This is a genomic window from Leisingera sp. NJS201 (genome assembly GCF_004535885.1).
Classification (GTDB): Bacteria; Pseudomonadota; Alphaproteobacteria; order Rhodobacterales; family Rhodobacteraceae; genus Leisingera.
On sequence record NZ_CP038234.1, the window covers coordinates 2,624,150 to 2,637,251 of the forward strand.

At 63.5% G+C, this 13,102-nt stretch carries 11 protein-coding genes and 2 pseudogenes; 6 read left to right on the top strand and 7 right to left on the bottom strand.

Annotation, left to right across the window (positions count from 1 at the left end; translation table 11 throughout):
- The first annotated feature begins 32 nt into the window (after positions 1-32).
- Together ETW23_RS12970 and ETW23_RS12975 are read left to right on the top strand one after the other, a co-directional pair.
- Complete coding sequence (locus tag ETW23_RS12970; protein ID WP_129370322.1) at positions 33-701, top strand: Crp/Fnr family transcriptional regulator; 669 nt, start codon at positions 33-35, stop codon at positions 699-701.
- Positions 702-1,044: 343 nt separating this feature from the next.
- Positions 1,045-1,557 (top strand): bifunctional 2-polyprenyl-6-hydroxyphenol methylase/3-demethylubiquinol 3-O-methyltransferase UbiG, encoded by a 513-nt coding sequence (locus ETW23_RS12975; protein WP_134830229.1) that lies wholly within the window; start codon positions 1,045-1,047, stop codon positions 1,555-1,557.
- A gap of 76 nt (positions 1,558-1,633) precedes the next feature.
- Here ETW23_RS12975 and ETW23_RS12980 read toward each other — a convergent pair whose 3' ends face one another.
- The 6 genes from ETW23_RS12980 to rpiA all read right to left on the bottom strand — a co-directional run bounded on the left by ETW23_RS12980 (position 1,634) and on the right by rpiA (position 8,013).
- A complete protein-coding gene (locus tag ETW23_RS12980) occupies positions 1,634-3,076 on the bottom strand; it encodes a Do family serine endopeptidase (protein ID WP_237457139.1) in 1,443 nt (480 codons plus the stop codon).
- Positions 3,077-3,374: 298 nt separating this feature from the next.
- Positions 3,375-3,569 carry a DUF2065 domain-containing protein gene (locus ETW23_RS12985; protein ID WP_134830231.1) on the bottom strand — a complete coding sequence of 65 codons (195 nt, stop codon included), beginning with the start codon at positions 3,567-3,569 and terminating at the stop codon, positions 3,375-3,377.
- Positions 3,569-4,450, bottom strand: a complete 882-nt coding sequence (gene hflC, locus ETW23_RS12990) for a protease modulator HflC (protein WP_129370318.1) — start codon at positions 4,448-4,450, stop codon at positions 3,569-3,571. The genes ETW23_RS12985 and hflC overlap by 1 nt, the downstream gene beginning before the upstream one ends.
- The gene (gene hflK, locus ETW23_RS12995; RefSeq protein WP_129370317.1) at positions 4,450-5,604 is read right to left on the bottom strand and encodes an FtsH protease activity modulator HflK; all 1,155 of its coding nucleotides are present in this window, start codon (positions 5,602-5,604) and stop codon (positions 4,450-4,452) included. Before hflK ends, hflC begins: the two co-directional genes overlap by 1 nt.
- 80 nt (positions 5,605-5,684) lie before the next feature.
- Positions 5,685-7,040: a glutathione-disulfide reductase gene (gene gor, locus ETW23_RS13000; protein WP_134830232.1), complete on the bottom strand. Its 1,356-nt coding sequence runs from the start codon at positions 7,038-7,040 to the stop codon at positions 5,685-5,687.
- Positions 7,041-7,224: 184 nt separating this feature from the next.
- Positions 7,225-8,013 (bottom strand): ribose-5-phosphate isomerase RpiA, encoded by a 789-nt coding sequence (rpiA, locus tag ETW23_RS13005; RefSeq protein ID WP_027259609.1) that lies wholly within the window; start codon positions 8,011-8,013, stop codon positions 7,225-7,227.
- A gap of 143 nt (positions 8,014-8,156) precedes the next feature.
- Here rpiA and ETW23_RS13010 point away from each other — a divergent pair, with 143 nt between their 5' ends.
- The 4 genes and pseudogenes from ETW23_RS13010 to ETW23_RS13025 all read left to right on the top strand — a co-directional run bounded on the left by ETW23_RS13010 (position 8,157) and on the right by ETW23_RS13025 (position 12,121).
- Entirely contained in the window at positions 8,157-8,933 is a 777-nt protein-coding gene (locus tag ETW23_RS13010) for a methyltransferase domain-containing protein (RefSeq protein WP_134830233.1), read from the top strand.
- Between the two features lie 132 nt (positions 8,934-9,065).
- Positions 9,066-9,758 (top strand): annotated as a pseudogene (locus tag ETW23_RS13015) (glutathione S-transferase family protein); the annotation flags it as partial.
- A gap of 13 nt (positions 9,759-9,771) precedes the next feature.
- Positions 9,772-11,145 (top strand): L-serine ammonia-lyase, encoded by a 1,374-nt coding sequence (locus tag ETW23_RS13020; protein WP_129370313.1) that lies wholly within the window; start codon positions 9,772-9,774, stop codon positions 11,143-11,145.
- Between the two features lie 62 nt (positions 11,146-11,207).
- A pseudogene (locus tag ETW23_RS13025) lies at positions 11,208-12,121 on the top strand (DMT family transporter).
- Here ETW23_RS13025 and ETW23_RS13030 read toward each other — a convergent pair.
- Positions 12,108-12,770, bottom strand: a complete 663-nt coding sequence (locus ETW23_RS13030) for a thiamine diphosphokinase (protein ID WP_134830235.1) — start codon at positions 12,768-12,770, stop codon at positions 12,108-12,110. The pseudogene ETW23_RS13025 and the gene ETW23_RS13030 overlap by 14 nt on opposite strands.
- Between the last annotated feature and the right edge of the window lie 332 nt (positions 12,771-13,102).

A 13,102-nucleotide genomic window follows, 5' to 3' on the forward strand; every position in this document is an offset into this window, starting at 1 on the left:
GGACTGGGCACCTGACGCAAAGAGATTTGGCCATGCTGACAACCCGCCTGCCCGATACCGGCTTTCTCTCCGCCGCCTCCGGCCCGCTTAGGCGGATGCTCGAAAGCCAGGCGGCTGAAGTGCGCCTGCGCCAGGGCGAAGTGCTGTTTGAACAGGGCGATCAGGGCGATGCGCTTTATGCAATTGCCGAGGGCGCGCTGGAATTTTCGGTGCTGTCTGCTTCGGGCCGCAAGCTGTCGCTGGACATGATGCGCCCCGGCGCGGTGTTCGGAGAGATCACCCTGTTCGACCCGGGTGAGCGCACCGCCACCGCCATCGCCGCCGAGCCCAGCCGGGTGCTGCGCCTGCGCAGCGGCGACGTGCTGGATCAGATCCGCCAGTATCCGGATCTGGCCGCCGATTTGCTGCGGCTGGCCGGGCAGCGGATGCGCTGGATGAACACCCAGCTGAACGAGCAGGTGTTTTTGCCGATGCCGGTGCGGCTGGCGCGCAAACTGCTGTATCTGGCACCTGAAAACAGCGACGGCCGGGTCGCTCTGTCGCAAGCCGAACTGGCGGAGTTTGTCGGCGCCACCCGGGAAGCGGTTTCAAAAACCCTGGCCGCCTGGAAGCGCACCGGCCTGGTCAGCATCAGCCGCGGCGGCGTGCAGATCCTTGACCGCACGGAACTGGCGGTGCTGGCCGAACCGGACTCAATCTGACAGCACCAGCAGCAGCAATTTTCCAGAAAATCCGCCATAAAAGCCCTGTTCTGTAATCCCGGTTACAGAACGCTTGTCCGCATCCGGACATAACCGGAATCAGACAGCCATTATCCGTTCCATCCCAATGGCTGCCTGTCCCAAAAGAGCCATGTGCCCGCCAGCGCATGGCTCTTCCCCATTCCGCACTCTCGTTGCCAGCCGCGGCCCGTCAGCGAGAGGGCGAAAAAGTTCTCCAAAACTTTTGCCAAGACTTTTCCGAAAAGTCTTGGGCCGTGCCCGCCTTCCGCTCACGGAATATTTCACTTAGCCATTCCGCAACCGGGCCGCTACGGTGCCGCGCATGGCTTACAGTTATGACAAACTCTACCGCGAAACCCCGAACGCTCTCGGCGCGCCCTCTCCGGAAATCACTGCCTTTTTCAACGGGCTTAAGGCGCAAGGCCTGCATGTTCTGGATGCCGGCTGCGGCCAGGGGCGGGACGCGCTGTTCATTGCCCGCCTGGGCCACCGGGTCACAGGCGTCGACCTGTCGCCGCATGGCATCCGGGATATGCTGGATGCTGCGGCAAAGGAAGGCCTGGACGTTACCGGCGCTGCCGCCGACCTCACAGCTTGGGAGCCGGGCAAGGACTACGACATCCTGCTGTTCGACCGGACCCTGCACATGCTGGCCGCGCCGGACCGGCGGGCGGTCCTGACCCGCTGCCTGCCGCATCTGCGGCCCGGCGGCTGGGTGCTGATATCTGACGAAAAACCCAACCTTGAAGATTTCCGCCGGATCTTTGCTGCCGACCCAAGTGTATGGCACACCGAACAGGACAGCCGCGGCCTGTTGTTCGTGAAACGGGCATAACCCTTTGCAGGAATGATCAAAGGCCGGGCAAAGAGCCCGGCCTTTGGCAGTTTGGACACGACCTGTCTTCAGGCCGTTACTTCGCCAGGTTCAGCGCCACAAAACGCGGCTCGCCGCCGCGGCGTACCAGCAGAAGCAGCGACTTGCGGCCCGCCTCCTTGGCTTCGGCAACGCGGGCCTCCAGCTCGCTGATCGAGGTGACCTTCTGCTGGCCTGCCTCGGTGATCACATCGCCGGCGCGCAGGCCCTTTTCCCAGGCCTCCGATGTCTCATCCACGGAAAGAATGGCCAGCCCTTCGACATCTTCGCCCACATTCAGCTCACCGCGCATCTGGTCCGTCAGAACTCCGACCGACAGGCCCAGCAGTTCCTTTTCGGTCTGGCCGGGTTCACCGTCGCCGTTCTGCTGACCGGCGGGGCTGCGCTCGGCATCTTCGCGGCGGCCCAAAGTCACCCGCAGCGTTTCTGTCTTGCCCTCGCGGTAAACCACCAGCCGCACGGTCTTGCCAACCTCGGCATTGCCGACCTGGCGCACCAACCCGCGGGTATCCTTCACATCGCCGCCGTCAAAGCTGACAATCACGTCGCCGGCCAGCACACCGGCCTCTTTGGCGGGGCCCTCGGGCACGTCTGTCACCAGCGCGCCGCGGGCTTTATCCAGGCCGATCGCCTCAGCCAGATCCGCATCCACATCCTGGATCTTCACACCCAGCCAGCCGCGGCGGGTCTCGCCGAATTTCTTCAGCTGGTCGACCACTTTGACAACCACATTCGACGCCATCGAAAAACCAATGCCGATGGAGCCGCCATTTGGCGACAGGATCGCAGTGTTCACGCCGACAACATCGCCATCCATGTTGAACAGCGGCCCGCCCGAGTTGCCCCGGTTGATCGCAGCATCGGTCTGGATGTAATCGTCATAAGACCCCGACAGCTCGCGGTTGCGCGCCGACACGATGCCTGCAGAAACCGAGAACCCCTGCCCCAGCGGGTTGCCCATAGCGACCACCCAGTCACCTACGCGGGCGGTGTCGCTGTCGCCGAATTTGACGAATTTCAGCGGCGCCGGCGCCTGGACCTTGAGCAGCGCAATATCCGTGTTGGGATCGGTGCCGATCACCTTGGCCGGCAGCAGCTCCTTGGGCTGGCCGTCGCCGGGGAAAAACTCGATCTCGATCTCATCCGCACCTTCGATCACATGATTGTTGGTGACGATGTAACCGTCTTCGGAAATCACAAACCCCGACCCCAGCGCCGAAGACCGGCGCGGGCGGTTGCCGTTGCCATTGCCGTTGCGGTCCTGGAATTCACGGAAGAAATCCTCAAACGGCGAGCCTTCGGGCACAATGCCCTGCGGGCCGGTGCGGCCTTCGACCACGGTTGTGGTGGTGATGTTGACCACTGCCGGGCTCACCTGGTCGGCCAGCGGCGCCAGGCTTTCGGGGCGCGCCATTGCGGATACCGCCTGCATCAGCAGGACCGCCATGGCCAGCACCGCAAGCCAGATCATGCGCATCATCGCGCTGCTGCCGCCTGCCCGGCCGGGAATTGCAATTGCCTGTGGCTGCACGGATCTACTCCTTGTCACTTCTAATTCTTCTTGTCCGCCCCGGACCGGCGCAAACACCAGGGTAGCCGGGCAGAGTCTTATGGACCCAATGTAGGAACTTCCGCCCGCCCCGCAACAAATGTTGCAAGGAATAAAGCCGCTGTGACCGGGTTTTCAGCCCGCAACGGCACGCGCCCGTCCTGCTGCAGGCTATTCTAGCAGGGAAAGTCTGCATTTTCGCTGAAAATCTAGGGGGAAAACGGTGCCTTCAGACCCCAAAGCGGAACGCCAGCCAGACCAGGATCAGACCCAGCGCCAGCGCCGCCAGCCCGGCATTGCGGCGCTGCTCCTCGCTCAAGGCGCGCAGCATCTCCAGCAGGCGCTCCACAAGCGAAGGGGCCAGTGCGTACACCAGCCCCTCTGCAATCAGTACCAGCCCAAGGGCCAGGAGGATGAACCCCATTACTGCCCGGCCGGCTTGCCGTCCGAGGACTTCAGGTAGTTGAAGAACTCGTTATCCGGCGACAGCACCATGGTGGAATTCCCCGCCAGCAGCGAATTCGCATAGGCATTCAGGCTGCGGTAGAATTCAAAGAACTCCGGGTCCGCACCATAGGCCTGGGCAAAGATCGCGTTGCGTTCGGCATCCGATTCACCGCGGATGATCTCGGCTTCGCGCTGTGCTTCGGAAACCAGCTCAACCACGGTCCGGTCGGCCTGCGCCCGGATCCGCTGTGCGGCCTCATTGCCGCGGGCGCGTTCGTCGGTGGCTTCGCGCACACGCTCGGCCCGCATCCGCTCAAACGTCGCATCCAGGTTTTCCGACGGCAGGTCAGTGCGCTTCAGACGCACGTCGATGATCGCAATGCCCAAAGCGCGCGCATCGGCAATGGCGCCGTTGCGGATCCGCAGCATCAGCGCCGCCCGGTCCGAAGACAGGATGTCGTTGGAGCTGACCGAACCGAGGATCTCGCGGGTCTGCGCCCGCAGGATCGAATCCAGCCGGTTTTCCGCAGTCGCAATACCGCCGGCGCCAACCGCCTGACGGAACCGGTTCACGTCCACGATGCGATAGCGCGCAAAGGCGTCAACCACCAGGCGGCGGTCGTCCGACGGGGTGATTTCCAGCGGGTCAATGTCGCGGCTCAGGATGCGGTCGTCATAGCGCACCACTTCCTGGATCACCGGGATCTTGAACGCCAGGCCCGGATCTTCCTTGACCGAGACCACCCGGCCGAACTGCAGCACCAGCGCCTTTTCACGCTCGTCCACAATGAACACCGACGACAGCGCGGCAATCGCAGCGATCACCAGCACCGGCAGCAAAAGAGTTGTCTTACGCATCAGTTGCTTCCTCCGCGGCGCAGTTCATTCAGCGGCAGATAAGGCACGACGCCCTGGCCTTCGCCGGATTGCTCATCGAGGATGATCTTGTCGACCCGGCCCAGCACCTTTTCCATGGTTTCCAGGTACAGGCGCTTGCGGGTGACTTCCGGAGCCTTCTGGTATTCGGTCAGAACCGCGCTAAAGCGGCTTGCCTCACCCTGGGCTTCGTTGACAACGCGCGCACGGTAGCCTTCGGCCCGTTCCAGCAGCTCAGCCGCCTGGCCGCGGGCTTCAGCCAGCGCATTGTTGGCATAGGCGTCCGCTTCGTTCTGGCGCCGGTCGCGTTCCTGTTCAGCAGCCTGAACATCGCGGAAGGCGGCAATCACCGACGCAGGCGGATCCGCCTTGTCAAAGTTGACGCGGATGATGTTGATGCCGCTGTCATAGTCGTCCAGCGTGAACTGGATCAGCTCCTGCAGCCGCGAGGCGATCGAGCCACGGTCACGGTTCAGGATCGGCGCCAGTTCGGACTGGGCGATAATCTCGCGCATGGCCGATTCAGACACCGCCCGGATGGTGGTGCGGGCATCGCGCAGGTTGAACAGGAACTTCGCCGGATCGTTGATGTTCCAGACCACCTGGAAATCGATATCGACGATGTTTTCGTCGCCGGTCAGCATCAGCCCGGCTTCCGAACTGCGGCCGCCGCCGACACCGATGTCTTCGGTCTGTTCACGGGTGACCGGCAGGATTTCCTTGGTCACCAGCGGCCAGGGCGCAAAATTCAGGCCCGGCTGCCCGGTCGAGGAGTATTCGCCCAGGAACAGCTCAACCGACTGTTCTTCCGGCTTCACGGTATAGAAGCTGGCAAAGCCCCACAGCACGGCTGCAGCAACAACGGCCAGCCCCAGCGTGCCCTTGGTGAACAGCGGTCCGCCGCCGCCGGAGCCGCCGCCGCGGCCGCCCCGTCCGCCGGACCCGCCGCGCCCGCCCATCAGGACGCGCAGCTGCTCCTGGCCTTTCTTGACCAGCTCATCAATCTCGGGGATCTGGGGGTCCTCCGGCTTGCGGCCGCCGCCGCCGCCATTGTTGCCGCCGTTATTGCCCCGGTTGCCTCCTCCGCCGCCAGAGGAGCCACCGCCCCCCCATGGGCCACCGCTATTGCCCGCCATTTGTCTCCTATCCGTATGCTGCCGCCCATGATTTTTCACATTGGGCGGCATGAGGTCTAAATTATTGCCGGTCTGCCCGATCAGGTCGTGCACACCGGAGTCTTCAGCGTTACCAACTCTTCCGACATTGTCGGGTGGACCGCAACCGTACGGTCGAAATCTTCCTTGGTTGCACCCATCTTTACGGCAATTCCGGCCAGCTGGATCATCTCTCCGGCACCCGGCGCAACGATATGGCAGCCCAGCACCTTGCGCGTGGCCTTGGACACCACCAGCTTCATCAGCACCTTCTGGGCGCGGCCCGCAAAGGCCTGCTGCATCGGCTTGAAGGAGGTCGAATAAACCTCGATCGCTTCCTGCTTGGCCGCGTCTTCTTCGCTCAGGCCCACGGTGCCCATTTCCGGCTGGGTGAAGATCGCCGTCGGGATCAGTTCGTGGTCGGGGCTGGTCGGGTTGCCTTTGAACACAGTCTCGACAAAGGCCATGCCCTCGCGGATCGCCACCGGGGTCAGGTTCACCCTGTCGGTCACATCCCCGACAGCAAAGACAGATGGCACCGCAGTCTGGCTGTAGGCATCCACCGCGATGGCGCCGCCCTTGCCGCGTTCAACACCGATTTCCTCAAGCCCCAGATTATCCGCATTGGGCGCGCGGCCCGTGGCATACATCACCTTGTCGAACAGATGGGTGTTGCCGTGGGTATCGGTCACCCGGATCTTGCCGCCCTCTTGGCGCATTTCCGTGACATTAGTGTTCAGCTGCAGGTCCACCCCAGCCTCCACCATGCCTTCGGCGATCACGCCGCGTGCTTCCTCGTCAAACCCGCGCAGGATCTGCGGGCCGCGGTAGAATTGCGTGGTCTTAACCCCCAGCCCGTTCATGATGCCCGCAAATTCAGACGCGATATAACCGCCGCCGACAATCAGCAGGCTTTCGGGCAGCTTATCCAGGTGGAAAATCTCGTTCGAGGTGATCGCCAGCTCTGAGCCCGGAAATTCCGGCACCGTCGGCCAGCCGCCGGTGGCGACCAGAATATGCTTGGCAGTCTTGCGGGTGCCGTCGGCCAGCTCAACCGTGTGGGCATCGGCCAGCTTGGCGCGCTGGTCAAAGCTTTCAACACCGTTGTTTTTCAAGATACCCCGGTAGATGCCTTCCAACCGGTCCAGTTCGGCGTGCAATTTGCCCTTGAAACTGTCCCAGTTGAACGCACCTGGCTGGATGTCCCAACCGTAAGCCTGGGCATCCTTGGCCATGCCGGAATACTCAGAGGCAAACACCATCAGCTTCTTCGGCACGCAGCCCCGGATCACGCAGGTGCCGCCATAGCGGTCCTCTTCGGCCAGCGCGACCTTGGCACCTTCCTGTGCCGCAACACGCGCCGCCCGCACCCCGCCCGAGCCGCCGCCGATGACAAACAGATCGTAATCAAAGCTCATGAAATCCCGCCCTTTGCATTTCTTGATCAGGTGTATCCCATAACGGACCACCAAACGCCATATGCCCAAGTGGGCGTTCCTGCGGCGCATTCAACCTTTTGCATTGAATTTGCACAGGGTTGTGAGGCGAAAGGTCCCACACAGAAAGCGCAGGGCAGCGCCCGGCCTGCCGGCCGGGCGCAACTCAATCCTGCAGATCGGTGAACAGGTTGTCGTTCTCGACAAAGTCCAGCTTGTCCTTTTCAACCGTGCCTTCGTTGATGTCGCGCACCTCAACCCTTCCGTCGCCGAAACCGATCACCACGGTGTCGCAGATGTCGATGAACAGCCCGTTCTCGATCACGCCGGGGATCTGGTTCATCACCAGCGCCAGCTGGCGGGCATTGCCGATCCGTTTCAGGTGCAGGTCCAGAATGTAATTGCCCTCATCGGTCACAAACGGCGCATCGCCGTTCATCCGCAGCGTCGTGGTGCGTCCCATCACATCCATCGACACCAGGGTTTCCTCGATCAGCGCCTGGCTGCTCTGCCAGCCGAACGGCAGCACTTCAACCGGCAGCGGGAAGGCACCCAGGGTCTCAACCGACTTGCTGGCATCGGCAATCACCACCATCTGGTCCGAGGCGGTGGCCACGATCTTCTCCTGCAGATGGGCGCCGCCGCCGCCCTTGATCAGGTTCAGATCGGCGTCGAACTCATCGGCGCCGTCAATGGTCATATCCAGCCATTTGGCCTCGTCCAGCGACACCACATTGATGCCCACATCCCGCGCCAGCGCGGCAGTGCGGCTGGAGGTCGGCACCGCGGTGATCTTCAGCCCGTCGCGGCTCACCATCTCGCCCAGGCAGCGCACCAGCCAGGCCGCGGTGGAACCGGTGCCAAGGCCGACACGCATGCCATCCTCAACCATTTCAGCCGCTCGTTTGGCAGCAACGAATTTCGCCTTGTCGATGGGCGACAGCTCTCCGGTCATCAGGTGACTCCATGAATACGCATTTGCCGCGGTTATAGGCGGTTTGCCGCCTCTGTGCGAGGGGGCTTGCAGCGGATTCCGGGACTGCGGCTGGAAATGCGCCGCAGCCGGGCTATTGATTTTCAACTTGGGGGATCAAAACCATGCTGCAATTCGACGAGGAAACCGCCCGCGTGCTGGAAGACGCCTATCAGGGCGCCGATGTGTCGCAGCGGCGGAGGGCCAGTTTCGACGCGCTGACGCCCGAACCGGGCGACCGCATTCTGGATCTGGGCTGCGGCAACGGGCTGCTGACACAGGAATTGGCCCGCGCTGTCGGCCCCGCCGGCCACGTGACTGGCTTGGACACCAGCCCCGACATGCTGGCTGCCGCCCGCAACCGGCTGGAGGCGCGCGCCAATACAACCCTGACCGAGGGCGATGCGGCCCGGCTGCCGTTTGAACCGGCAAGCTTTGACAAAGCCGTTTCACTGCAAGTGTTCGAATATCTGACCGACCGCCGCCTGGCCCTGCGCGCCTTGCACAAGGTGCTGAAGCCCGGTGGGCTGCTGGTGGTTGGCGACATGCATTGGGACACCCTGGCCTGGCACAGCGACAATACCACCCGCATGAACCGGATGCTGGAGGCCTGGAGCCGCCACATGGCGGTGCGCGATTTGCCTGCAAAACTGCCCTCCGAGCTGCGCAGTTGCGGATTCGAAATGCAGCGGATGCAGCCGCTTGCAGTCTGCGACACCACCCTGCGCCCGGACGGGCTGGCGGCAATGATGATCCAGCTGATCCGCGCCTTTGCGGTGGATATCGGCGCCACCGACCAAGACGACGCCGCCGCCTGGGCACAGGAACAGCAGGAACTGGCCGCCGAGGGCAGATTCTTCATGTCGCTCACCCATTTTGTCTGCACCGCCCGGCGGCAATAGCCGCCTGAAGCGCAGGCAGGACACCGCCATCCGGCACCCCGGCAGCGAAACCTGCATCACAAAGGCGGGTTTCCTATTGGAAACGCCGGAAACGGACACATATTCCAGGCGTCCGCGTCATAATATTGCGTCATGAAACCCGAATACCGCCTGCACTACGCCCCCGACAATGCTTCACTGGTCATCCGGCTGGTGCTGGAGGAACTTGGCCTGCCGTTTGACGCCGTCCTCGTCGACCGCAAGGCAAAGGCGCAGCGCAGCGCCGAATACCTGGCGCTTAATCCGGGCGGGCTGATCCCGGTGCTGGAAACCCCAGATGGTGCGCTGTTTGAAACCGCCGCCATTCTGCTGTGGCTGTCCGGCCGGCACGGGGCGATGGCCCCGGCGGCAGGCACTGCGGACTACGCACCGTTCCTGAAATGGCTGTTCTTTGCCTCCAACACCCTGCATGCTGATCTGCGGATGCTGTTCTATCCGCAAAAATACATCGGCGATGACCCGGCCCGGCAGGCGCAGCTGCAGTCCGTCACCCGTCAGCGGCTGCACCGGCATCTGACCAGCCTGGACCATGCCGCCGCCGGCCGCCCCGCCTGGCTGGCAGCACCCCAGCCCTCGGTTCTGGACTATTACCTGGCCTGCCAGATGCGCTGGATGGCGCTGTATCCTGCCGATGCGGACAGGTCCTGGTTCCGCATCGCCGCATACCCCAGCCTGCAGCGCCTCTGCGCCGGGCTGGAGCACCGCACCGCCGTGACCACCGCGCGCGAGGCCGAGGGCCTCGGCGCCACCCCGTTCACATCCCCTGCCTATGCCAATCCCCAGAAGGATCAGCCACCTGATGTTCCTCTCCGTTTTCGACATGTTCAAAGTGGGCATCGGCCCGTCCTCCTCGCACACCATGGGGCCGATGGTCGCCGCTGCGCGCTTCCTCGATATGATGCGCGCCTCGCCGTTTGAATTCCACGGTCTGCGCGCCTCGCTGCACGGCTCGCTGGCCTTCACCGGCGTCGGCCACGCCACCGACCGCGCCACCATCCTCGGGCTTGGCGGTTTTGTCGCCCATGACTATGATGACGCCAAGGCCACGGCCTTCCTGGCGGAGCTGGACAAGACGCACACCATGCAGCCCGAAGGCCTGGGCGCGCTGCACTTTGATCCCAAGGCCGACATGATCTTTGACTATGATCACGCGCTGCCGGGCCATTCCAACGGCATGATCCTGATGGCCACCGACGCCCAGGGCGACGTGATCCTGAAACAGGTCTACTATTCGATCGGCGGCGGCTTTGTCGTGACTGAGGAAGAACTGGCCCAGGGCAAGGCGACCGACGAAGGCGATCCCGTCCCCTTCCCGTTCAAATCCGCGGCCGAGATGCTGGAGATGGCTAAATCCAGCGGCAAATCCATTGCCGGCATGAAACGCGCCAATGAAATCGCCCGCGGCTGCGAGGTCAGCCTCGCCAAAGGCACCGCCCGCATCTGGCAGGTGATGAACGACTGCATCAACCGCGGGCTGGAGCGCGACGGCATCCTGCCCGGCGGCCTCAAGGTCCGCCGCCGCGCCAAGGGCATCTATGACGCGCTGATGGCCGAACGCGGCATGAACCTGACCGCACCGCACACCATCAACGACTGGATGAGCGTCTATGCGATGGCGGTCAACGAAGAGAACGCCGCCGGCGGCCAGGTTGTGACCGCGCCGACCAATGGTGCTGCCGGCACCCTGCCGGCCGTGATCCGCTATTACCTCGACCATGTGCCCGGTGCGTCGGAAAGCCATGTCGAGGACTTTTTGCTGACCGCCGCCGCCATCGCCGGCCTGGTGAAATTCAACGCCTCCATTTCCGGCGCCGAGGCAGGCTGTCAGGCCGAGGTCGGCTCTGCAGCCGCGATGTCCGCCGCGGGCCTCTGCGCGGTGATGGGCGGCACCCCTGAACAGGTGGAAAACGCCGCCGAGATCGCGCTGGAGCATCACCTCGGGATGACCTGCGACCCCGTTAAGGGCCTGGTGCAGGTCCCCTGCATCGAGCGCAACGGGTTGGCGGCGATCAAGGCCGTCTCCGCCGCGTCCCTCGCCCTGCGCGGCGACGGCCAGCATTTTGTGCCGCTGGACGCCTGCATCGAGACCATGCGCCAGACCGGCGCCGACATGCACGACAAGTACAAGGAAACCTCGCTCGGCGGTCTGGCGGTGAACGTGCCGAACTGCTGACCCGGCGCTGGAAGCCCTCGCCCGAGCTTGAAAATCCATGGCGCCCCGCCTAGCGTGGCGCCATGACACAGGACCGGCCCCTCCTCGGCATTGCCCTGATGCTGGGCTTTTGCATGGTGATCCCGCTGGGGATGCCATCGCAAAACTGCTGACCAACCGGGTGCCGGTGGCCCAGATCGTCTTTATCCGGTTTGCCGCCCAGGCCGCAATCCTGCTGCCGGTGGCCCTGGCGATGCGGCTGCCGCTCAGCCTGTCGCGCCGGGTGGCACCGCTGCTGCTGCTGCGCACCCTGCTGCAGATGGGCGGCATCGCCGCGATGTTCACCGCCTTTCGCTACCTGCCCCTGGCTGATGCCGTGGCAATTGCCTTTGTGATGCCGTTCCTGATGCTGTTGCTGGGAAAATACGTGCTGAAGGAACAGGTCGGCCTGCGCCGCCTTGGCGCCTGCGTGGTGGGCTTTACCGGCACCCTGCTGGTGATTCAGCCCAGCTTTGCCGCGGTCGGCTGGAACGCGCTTTGGCCGCTGTTGGTGGCGGTGATCTTTGCCCTGTTCATGCTGGTCACCCGCAAGATCGCCAAGGAGACCGATCCCATTTCCCTACAGGCCGTAGCCGGCGCCATGGGCACGGTGCTGCTGGCGCCAGTGTTCCTGATCGGCGATGCCGCCGGCCTGCACGCCCTCTCCATCACCGCGCCGCCGCAGGACACCTGGGCGCTGCTGGCCGCCGCCGGCGCCCTGGGCACCGTCGCGCATCTGATGATGACCTGGAGCCTGCGGTTTGCCCCGACCTCCACCCTCGCCTCGATGCAATACCTGGAGATCCCGGTGGCCGTGTTCTTCGGCTGGCTGTTCTTCTATGAACTCCCGAACACCCTCGCGGCCTTTGGCATTCTACTGACCATCAGTGCCGGTCTCTATGCGGTGCTGCGCGAACGCAAGGCCGCCGAGATCGCAGAACGGATCAATCCCGCCTGACCGCCGCCGCCACCGCAGCCAGCAGCCGCCGCGGCACGATCACCAAGAGCCCCGGCCCCTCCGGCACCAGCCGCAGCGGCCCGGTGGCCCGGTTGGAGGTGCCGATCCGCCCCATCGGCGACATCCGCAAGCCATCAATGGGCCACTCCAGCCCTTCAGACCGCCCCTGCACCGCCCGCATCGGAAACAGCGAGATAACCTCCCCCGCCGCCGCCGGCAGTTCCACCGCATGGGTCAGGTGAAACATCACTTCGGTCTCACCAATCAGCACACAAGGGGTCTGATGCCCCTGCACCAGCGTATTGAACGCCGCCAGCTGGTGATCCACCCGCCCGCCTAAAAACCCCACCGCCAGCACCACCGGCGCCGCAATCCCCCGCAGCGCCTTGTCAAAATCGGTACTGTCCTGCTCGGCCACCGGATGCAGACACTCCGGCGGCAGACGATCCCGCACATCCTGCGGCAGCGAGTCAAAATCGCCGATCACCGCACTTGGAACATGCCCCGCCGCCAGCACCGCAGCGGCCCCGCCATCCGCCGCCACCAGCACTGGTGCCAGCGCCAGCGCCGCCGCCAGATCGTCAGACCCAAGCCCACCGCCGCCAACCAGGGTGATTGGTTCCAATTCCTCAACAATATGACGGTTCATGGGGTGCATTCCTGGCAGTTTTGGAAACAGGTCACATTCTGAACACAAAATGATACGATCAATTGCACGGATTCGAGCAAAATTGGTCCCTTCTGCCAATATGGTGAATGGCAACAAATGTGACGAAGACGAGCGAGCTGATGGTACATAACAACAAAGTCTTGACCGTATCCTATGGAACCTTTTCCTGCACTTTGGAAGGGTTTGAGGATTCCTTCGGCACCATGAAGGCGATTGCCGAGTATTTCCGCGACCTTGCGTCGGACGACAGGTATTTCGGGGCCGAGCCGCCGCAACCTGACGCCGACATGCTGGCACGCATCGCCCAACGC

Coding starts and splice junctions, on each gene's coding strand:
- hflK (WP_129370317.1), bottom strand. CDS start 5,604: ATGGCGGGCAATAGCGGTGGCCCATGGGGGGGCGGTGGCTCCTCTGGC.
- ETW23_RS12970 (WP_129370322.1), top strand. CDS start 33: ATGCTGACAACCCGCCTGCCCGATACCGGCTTTCTCTCCGCCGCCTCC.
- ETW23_RS12985 (WP_134830231.1), bottom strand. CDS start 3,569: ATGGGGTTCATCCTCCTGGCCCTTGGGCTGGTACTGATTGCAGAGGGG.
- gor (WP_134830232.1), bottom strand. CDS start 7,040: ATGAGCTTTGATTACGATCTGTTTGTCATCGGCGGCGGCTCGGGCGGG.
- ETW23_RS13030 (WP_134830235.1), bottom strand. CDS start 12,770: ATGAACCGTCATATTGTTGAGGAATTGGAACCAATCACCCTGGTTGGC.
- ETW23_RS12980 (WP_237457139.1), bottom strand. CDS start 3,076: ATGATGCGCATGATCTGGCTTGCGGTGCTGGCCATGGCGGTCCTGCTG.
- rpiA (WP_027259609.1), bottom strand. CDS start 8,013: ATGACCGGAGAGCTGTCGCCCATCGACAAGGCGAAATTCGTTGCTGCC.
- ETW23_RS13020 (WP_129370313.1), top strand. CDS start 9,772: ATGTTCCTCTCCGTTTTCGACATGTTCAAAGTGGGCATCGGCCCGTCC.
- ETW23_RS13010 (WP_134830233.1), top strand. CDS start 8,157: ATGCTGCAATTCGACGAGGAAACCGCCCGCGTGCTGGAAGACGCCTAT.
- hflC (WP_129370318.1), bottom strand. CDS start 4,450: ATGCGTAAGACAACTCTTTTGCTGCCGGTGCTGGTGATCGCTGCGATT.
- ETW23_RS12975 (WP_134830229.1), top strand. CDS start 1,045: ATGGCTTACAGTTATGACAAACTCTACCGCGAAACCCCGAACGCTCTC.